Genomic DNA, 2601 nt, shown 5'->3' on the forward strand with positions numbered 1-2601 from the left:
TCATCCCAAACTCCCATATTCTTAAGGAGGGATTCAGAATATTGGCCAACTGGAACATCAGCATTGCCGAGGGCAATTGTCTCGACCTTGTCTGTTTTAATATCATCAAAAGACCTAATATCCTTGCGAGAATCTTCTTTCACTGCTAGAGTCACTTCATTTTCTAGAAGGTCAAATCTTGTATCTGGGTCGATTGTAATATCGCTGTCCTTAGTGTCGCTATTTGGATCAAGCTCATCCATTTGCTTTTTAGCAGCAGAGATAAACACATCACAATCAGCTCCCTCAGCAATTTGTGTCTTAAGGGTACCTGATGAGTCGAAGTTAAACACAAGATTAAGGTCTGGATTTTCCTCTTCAAAAACTGCCTTTAATTCTTCTAGGGACTCGGTCATCGAAGCTGCCGCAAAGACATTGAGGTCAGTCTTGGCACTTGTTTTATCATCCTTCTTCTCTTCTGTCATCTTTTCATCATTCACATCTTCTGTCTTTGTTTCTTCCTTTACATCTTCTCCTGCAGGTGCCTTGGCTCCACAAGCTGCAAGCGTTACCGCAAAGAGCATAGATAGAAAGATTCCTGTAATTTTTTTCATAATTTTCTCCTGTTTTAATATCGAATAGTTCACGCTAACTATTCGCTTATATTATATCATATTTATAAGCAAATAGGAACTCTTCTATTTATTTTTGGGCCAAAGTCGAGTATACTATTATTTATTGAAAAGGAGTTAATATGAGTAAGTTAGTTATACCAGAAAATTATAAAAGCAATGAAGATTTATATAGAACCCAACTGTTGATCAAGGAAATCAAAGACTATTTCCAAATCAACCTAGCCAACAACCTAAACCTAAAGCGTGTATCTGCTCCTCTATTCGTTTCTGAAACATCAGGGCTAAACGATAACCTAAATGGAGTAGAAAAACCAGTAACCTTCGACCTTCCAGAAGCCAACAACGCAGAGATGGAAATCGTCCACTCTCTAGCCAAATGGAAAAGATACGCCCTAGAAGAATACAACTTCAAAACCCACGAGGGCCTTTACACAGACATGAACGCCATAAGACGCTGCGAAGAACCAGACAACACCCACTCCTTCTACGTCGACCAATGGGACTGGGAGCTAATCATGGATGAAGAAGACAGAAACGTGGACTATCTCAAACAAATCGTAGAGACAATCTACAGGACCATGAAGTCCCTAGACGAATACCTTTGTACTCTAATTCCTACTAGACAAAAGCTCCTCAAGGATCAAATTAGATTTATGACCAGCGAAGAGCTCCTCCAAAAATACCCAGGTAAAAACGACAAGGAGAGAGAAAGACTAGCAGTCAAAGAATACGGATCAGTTTTCCTAATGCAAATCGGAAAAGTCCTCTCAAACGGCGAAAAACACGACCTCCGTGCCCCAGACTACGATGATTGGGAACTAAACGGTGACATCCTAGTGTATAACCCAGTCCTAGACGACGTCCTAGAACTCTCATCCATGGGCATCAGGGTCAACCCAGAAAGACTAAACGAACAACTAAAACAAACCGACAACCTAGACAGACTCAAATTCGACTACCACAGATTGCTTTTAGACGGCAAACTCCCACAAACCATAGGAGGCGGAATCGGCCAATCAAGACTATGTATGTTCTTCCTCCAAAAAGCCCACATAGGAGAAGTCCAAGTATCCTACTGGCCAGACGAACAAAGAAAAGCCCTAGCCAACAAGGGAATCAAACTATTGTAGGAGAAAAAATTAGATTTTAGAATCTAATATATGATATAATTATTATAACATAGTATTGATACACAATGAGCTCTTAAGAGCACTGAGCGATGGAGGCATTGCTTTCGATAAAAACCCTAGCTTTAATGCTAGGGTTTTTTGGTTATAATTATGCTTTAATCATCTAGTTACTAACAAATCTAATGGTTCTGGCCACAATTACCGAACATCTACCCCCATTATCTCAAGCGGAGTCAAGATATCTCAAAAACATTTCCATCCTTAATAAATATTACTGATTACATATCCACCTCGACAGAGCTTCCACGGGGAAGCGACGAAAGGTCTACAGTCTATGATGACATGTATATAACAAAGAAAAACTTATCTAAGCATCCAACTTAAACCTAAGAGACTTCTCCGCAAGGTCGAAGTAAGGGAAATATATCGCTTCACAAAACAGTAAGCAACCCCCCCTTATCCCGACCGAAGTGGAGGGATCTCGCCGAAAGGCGCCACCTCTAATGAAATTGTCACAATAAATAATTTCGAACCCACAAACCACATCTAATGGAATTGTCACAGTGAGCAAATCGAACTGATGAAATTCCTTAATCGAGGCTTTGCGAGTATGAGACGAAGTCGAATCCGCAAACTACCATCGAACGAACGTGAGAGGTCTACAGTATATGATGACATTTAAATAATAAAGATAAACTTATCTAAGCATCCAACTTAAACCTAAGAGACTTCTCCGCAAGGTCGAAGTAAGGGAAATATATCGCTTCACAAAACAGTAAGCAACCCCCCTTATCCCGACCGAAGTGGAGGGATCTCGCCGAAAGGCGCCACCTCTAATGAAATTGTCACAATAAAGA

At 40.4% G+C, this 2601-nt stretch carries 2 protein-coding genes; one reads left to right on the forward strand and one right to left on the reverse strand.

Annotated features, from left to right (window positions below):
* A partial coding sequence (gene modA, locus MRZ08_RS00480; protein WP_297377928.1) for a molybdate ABC transporter substrate-binding protein occupies positions 1-593 on the reverse strand: 593 nt, incomplete at its 3' end.
* 140 nt (positions 594-733) lie between these two features.
* Between modA and asnA the strand changes: the two genes are divergently transcribed.
* Entirely contained in the window at positions 734-1744 is a 1011-nt protein-coding gene (asnA, locus tag MRZ08_RS00485) for an aspartate--ammonia ligase (RefSeq protein WP_297377932.1), read from the forward strand.
* Positions 1745-2601 lie beyond the last annotated feature (857 nt).

Origin of the sequence: Anaerococcus sp. (assembly GCF_022770135.1) — a bacterium.
Taxonomy (GTDB): Bacteria; Bacillota; Clostridia; order Tissierellales; family Peptoniphilaceae; genus Anaerococcus.

Bases quoted from the DNA above. Each gene is read 5' to 3' on its own strand.
- asnA (WP_297377932.1), top strand. From the start codon at position 734: ATGAGTAAGTTAGTTATACCAGAAAATTATAAAAGCAATGAAGATTTA.